Raw genomic sequence first — 5,714 nt, 5'->3', positions numbered from 1 at the left:
CCGCGCGGCGAACACCGGCGAGGACTCCAGCAGCCCCGCACCCATCCCCACCCACTGCGTCCCCTGACCCGGGAACACCAGAGCCACCCGCCCGGCGTCAGCCGCGACGCCCTCGACGGTGACGGCGCCCAGGGTGACCCGTCGGTGCTCGAACACCGACCGGGCCACGGCCAGGGTGAATCCGGCGTCGAGCGTGCGCAGCCCCTCCAGGCCGCCGCGGAGCCGGTCAGCTTGCTCCCGCAGGGCGGGCGCCGACTTCGCCGAGAGCACCAGCGGGACCACCGGGAGTTCGCGCGGTGTGCCGGGGGCGGCGGTCTCCTCGGCCGGCTCCGGGGCCTGCTCCAGGATGACGTGCGCGTTCGTCCCGGACACGCCGAAGGCCGAGACGCCGGCCCGCCGGACCCGGCCCACTTCGGGCCAGTCGCGGGTCTCGGTCAGCAGCTCGACGGCGCCCGCCGCCCAGTCGACCTGCGAGGACGGCGCGTCCACGTGCAGGGTCCGGGGCAGCTTGCCGTGCTCCAGCGCCTTGACCATCTTGATGACGCCGCCCACCCCGGCGGCCGCCTGCGGGTGCCCGACGTTGGCCTTGAGCGAGCCCAGCCACAACGGCCGTCCGGCCGGCCGCTGCCCGTACGTCGCGAGCAGCGCCCGGGCCTCGATCGGGTCACCGAGCCGGGTGCCCGTACCGTGCGCCTCGACCACGTCCACGTCCGCGGTGCCCAGCCCGGCGTTGGCCAGCGCCTGGCTGATGACCCGTTCCTGGGAGGGGCCGTTGGGGGCGGTGAGGCCGTTGCTGGCGCCGTCCTGGTTGACGGCGTCGCCGCGGATGACGGCGAGCACCGGATGTCCGTGGCGGCGGGCGGCGGAAAGACGCTCGACGAGGAGCATGCCCGCGCCCTCGCCCCAGCTGGTGCCGTCGGCCGCGTCCGCGAACGCCTTGCTGCGGCCGTCTGCGGCCAGTCCGCGCTGGCGGGAGAACTCCACGAACAGGCCGGGCGCGGCCATGACGGTGACACCGCCCGCAAGGGCCAGGTCGCATTCCCCGGCCCGTACGGCCTGTGCGGCGAGGTGCAGGGCGACCAGGGAGGACGAGCAGGCGGTGTCGACGGAGACCGACGGACCCTCCAGGCCGAGCACGTACGAGATGCGGCCGGAGACCACGCTGGCGGACTTGCCGGTGAGCAGGTACCCCTCGTGTTCCTCGGAGGCCTCGTGCAGCCGGGAGGCGTACTCCTGGTGGGTGAGGCCCGCGTAGACACCGGTCCGGCTGCCGCGCAGCGAGCGCGGGTCGATGCCGGCGCGCTCCACGGCCTCCCAGGAGGTCTCCAGGAGGAGGCGCTGCTGCGGGTCCATGACGAGGGCCTCGCGGGGGGAGATGCCGAAGAAGTCGGCGTCGAACCCGGCGGCCCCGTGCAGGAAGCCGCCTTCGCGGACGTACGTCGTACCGCGCCGGCCGGCCTCCGCGTCCGGCTCGTACACCTCGTCGAGGTTCCAGCCGCGGTCGGTGGGGGCGGCGCCGATGACGTCGCGCTCGTCCATGACGAGGTCCCAGAGCGCCTCGGGGGTGTCGGCGTCGCCGGGGAAGCGGCAGGCCATGCCGACGATGACGACGGGGTCCTCGTCCGGAGCCGGTACCGGAGCGGCCGGCACGGCGGCCGGGGCGGCGGACGTACCGTCCCGCTCGCCGAGCAGCTGGTCCAGCAGGTGCTCGGCGAGGACGGCCGGGTTGGGCCGGTCGAAGACGACGGTGGCGGCCAGGCTCAGGCCGGTGGCCCGGACCAGGCGGTTGCGCAGCTCCAGGGCGGTGAGGGAGTCGAACCCGGAGTCCTTGAACGCCCGGTCGGGCCGGACGGCGTCGGTCCCCGGGTGCCGCAGCACGGCGGCGGCCTCGGTGCGGACCAGCTGGACGAGGAGCCGGGTGCGCTCGGCGTCGGGCAGGGCGGCGAGCCGCCCGGCGAGCCCGTCGGCGGGTCCGGCGTCCGCCGCCGTCCGCTGCCGGCCGGCCTCCAGCGCGCGGCGGGCCTCGGGCACGGTGTCGAAGACGGGCCCGGGGCGCAGGGCGGCCGTACGGGGGGCGAACTCCGCCCAGTCGACGTCGATGACGGTGAGGCAGACGTCGGCATGGTCCAGCGCCCGGTGGAGGGCTTCGATGCCTCCGTCGGGGTCCATGGCCCTGATGCCCCGGCGGCCGAGGCTCTCCTCTCCGGCGCCTTCGGCCATGCCGCCGCCGCCCCACAGGCCCCAGGCGAGGGAGGTGGCGGGCAGGCCCTCGGCGCGGCGCCGTTCGGCGAGGACGTCGAGGGAGGCGTTGGCCGCGGCGTAGGCGGCCTGGCCGCCGTTGCCCCAGGTGCCGGTGACGGAGGAGAAGAGGACGAAGGCGTCCAGGTCCAGGCCCCGGGCGCGGGTGAGCTCGTGCAGGTGACGGGCCGCGTCGGCCTTGGGGGCGCGGATCTCCCGGAAGCGGTCGGCGTCGAGCGCGGCGATGACGCCGTCGTTGAGGACGCCGGCGGTGTGGAAGACGGCGGTGGGCGGGTGGGCGTCCAGGAGGGCGGCGAGCGCGTCCCGGTCGGAGACGTCGCAGGCGGCGACGGTCACCTCGGCGCCCAGGCCGCGCAGTTCGGCGGCCAGCGCGTCGGCGCCGGGCGCGCCGGGGCCGCGGCGGCTGGTGAGGACGAGGTGCCCGGCGCCGTTGCGGGCGAGCCAGCGGGCGACGTGCGCGCCGAGGGCGCCGGTGCCGCCAGTGACCAGGACGGTCCCGCGGGCCCGCCAGCGGCCGCCGCCGGCCGGGGCGGTGGGCGGCAGGGCCCGCGCGACACGGCGGGCGTAGGAGCCGGAGGGACGTACGGCGATCTGGTCCTCGGCACCGGGACGGCCGCCCTGGGCGAGGGCGTCGGCGACGCGGTCGAAGGCGCGGGCGTCGGCCTGCGCGGGCAGGTCGACGACGCCGCCCCACAGGTGGGGCAGTTCGAGGGCGGCAACCCGGGCGAACGCCCAGACCTGCGCCCCGAAGTCCTCGGGCAGCTCCCCGGGCGCGGCGGCGACCGCGGCGCGGGTCAGCGCCCAGACCGGGGCGTCGGTGCCGGCGTCCCCGGCTGCCTGGACGAGGGCGAGGGTGGCGGGCAGGGCACTGGGCGTACGGACGAGAGAGAGGAGGGAGAGGACTCCGCCCAGGTCCTCGTGCACGGCGAGTGCCTCGGCGAGTCCGCTCCGGGTGGCGGCGTCCGCGTCGACGGTGAGCCGCTCGGTGTCGGCCCCCCGGCGGACGAGCGCGGCCTCGGCCGCGTCGGCGAGGGCGGTGTCCGTCCCGGCGGGGACCACCAGCAGCCACCGCCCGTCGAGCCGCGCGGCGGACCCACTGCCGCCCAGCCCCTTCCAGGTGGTGCGGTAGCGCCACCCGTCGATCCCGTCCGGCCCGGCGGCCGGGGCGGCTGAGGGGGCGGAGGGCTCCAGCCAGTGGTGCTCGCGCTGGAAGGCGTACGTCGGCAGCTCGACGCGGTGTGCGCCGGTCCCCTCGAAGAGGGCAGCCCAGTCGATGCCGGTCCCGCGCACGAACAGCTCGGCGGCGGAGGTCAGGAACCGCTCCAGACCGCCCTCCTCGCGGCGCAGCGAACCGACGGCGAGGACCTCGGGGCTCGTCTCCTGGACGCCCATGACCAGCACGGGGTGGGCGCTGGACTCCACGAAGGTGGCGAAACCCTTGGCGAGCAGGGCGCGGACGGTCTCCTCGAAGCGCACCGGCCGGCGCAGGTTGCGGTACCAGTACGCGGCGTCGAGCGCGGCCGTGTCGACCAGCTCAGCGGTGACCGTGGAGTAGAAGGGAACCTCCGGCCGGCGCGGAACGATCGGCCCCAACACCTCCAGCAGCTCGGCTTCGATGCGCTCCACGTGCGCCGAGTGCGAGGCGTAGTCCACCGGCACCTGACGCGCCCGGATCCCCTCCGCCTGCGCCTCCGCCACGAACGCCGCCACGGCATCCGCGTCACCGGCGACGACCGTGCTGGACGGCCCGTTCACCGCAGCCACACCCAGCCGACCCGTCCAGCCGCTCAGCCGCCCCTCGACCTCGGCCAGCGGCAACGGAAGGGAAGCCATCCCGCCCAGCCCCGCCAGCTCACGCCCGATCACAGCCGCACGCAACGCCACCACCCGGGCGGCATCCTCCAACGACAACGCACCCGCCACCGTCGCAGCAGCGATCTCACCCTGCGAATGCCCGACCACCGCATCCGGAACGACGCCCAGGGAACGCCACGTCTCCGCGAGGGAGACCATGACGGCCCAGGTCACCGGCTGGACCACGTCCACCCGGTCCAGAGAACCGCCCTCCCGCACCACCTCCACCGCATCGAAGTCGACGAACGGGGCCAACGCGTCGGCACACTCCCGCATCCGGGCCGCGAAGACGGGAGAGGACTCCAGGAGCCCCGCGCCCATCCCCACCCACTGCGTCCCCTGACCCGGGAACACCAGAGCCGTCCGTCCCCGCGAGGACGCGACGCCCTCGACCACGGCCGAACCCACCGCGACCCGCCGGTGCTCGAACACCGACCGCGTCGTGACGAGGGAGTACCCGAGGTCCAGCGACCGGACGTCCTCGGGGAGCCGCTCGATCTGTGCCTGGAGGGCGGTCTCGGACCGGGCGGTGAGCACCAGCGGGACCACGGGCAGCTCCCGCACCGCCTCGGCCGGGGCCTCGACCTGCTCCGGAGCCTGCTCCAGGATCACGTGCGCGTTCGTCCCGGACACCCCGAACGAAGAGACACCCGCACGCCGCGCACGCCCCACCTCGGGCCAGTCCCGCGCCTCCGTCAGCAGCTCGACGGCGCCGTCCTCCCAGTCCACCCGCGAGGACGGCGCGTCCACGTGCAGGGTCTTCGGGAGCCGGCCGTGTTCCAGCGCCATCACCATCTTGATGACACCACCCACACCGGCGGCCGCCTGAGCGTGCCCGATGTTCGACTTCAACGACCCCAGCCACAAAGGCCGTTCGGCGGAACGCTGACCATAGGTCGCCAGCAGCGCCTGCGCCTCGATCGGGTCGCCCAGCTTCGTACCCGTCCCGTGCGCCTCCACCACGTCCACATCGGCGACACCCAGACCGGCGCTCTCCAGCGCGGCCCGGATCACCCGCTGCTGCGAGGGCCCGTTCGGCGCCGTCAGACCGTTCGAGGCACCGTCCTGGTTCACCGCCGAACCCCGCACCACCGCCAGCACCCGATGGCCCTTCGCCACCGCGTCCGACAACCGCTCCACGAGGAGCATGCCCACGCCCTCGGCCCAGCCCGTGCCGTCCGCCGCGTCCGCGAACGCCTTGCACCGGCCGTCGGCGGCCAGACCGCGCTGCTGCGAGAACTCCACGAACAGGCCGGGCGCGGCCATCACCGCGACGCCGCCCGCCAGGGCGACGTCGCATTCACCCGTGCGCAGGGACTGCGCGGCCAGGTGGAGGGCCACCAGGGAGGAGGAGCACGCGGTGTCCACCGTCACCGCCGGACCTTCCAGACCCAGCGCGTACGAGATGCGGCCGGACATGACGCTGGCGGTGTTGCCGGTCAGCAGGTAGCCCTCGTAACCCTGTGCGGGCTCGTACAGCCGGGGGCCGTACTCCTGCGACATGGCGCCGACGAAGACGCCGGTGCGTGAGCCCCGCAGCGAGGACGCCGGGATCCCCGCCCGCTCCAACACCTCCCACGACGTCTCCAACAGCAACCGCT

1 protein-coding gene is annotated in these 5,714 nt (G+C 75.3%); it reads right to left on the bottom strand.

All coding sequences use genetic code 11. The annotated features are described in order from the left end of the window. Positions 1 to 5,714 (bottom strand): SDR family NAD(P)-dependent oxidoreductase (locus AB0469_RS40810; RefSeq protein WP_366456676.1); only part of this gene is annotated, 5,714 nt, incomplete at both ends.

Origin of the sequence: Streptomyces sp. NPDC093801, assembly GCF_040701585.1 — a bacterium.
In the GTDB taxonomy this organism is placed as follows: Bacteria; Actinomycetota; Actinomycetes; order Streptomycetales; family Streptomycetaceae; genus Streptomyces.
Note: the sequence above shows the minus strand (reverse complement) of the source record. Positions and strands in the feature narration are given on the sequence as shown.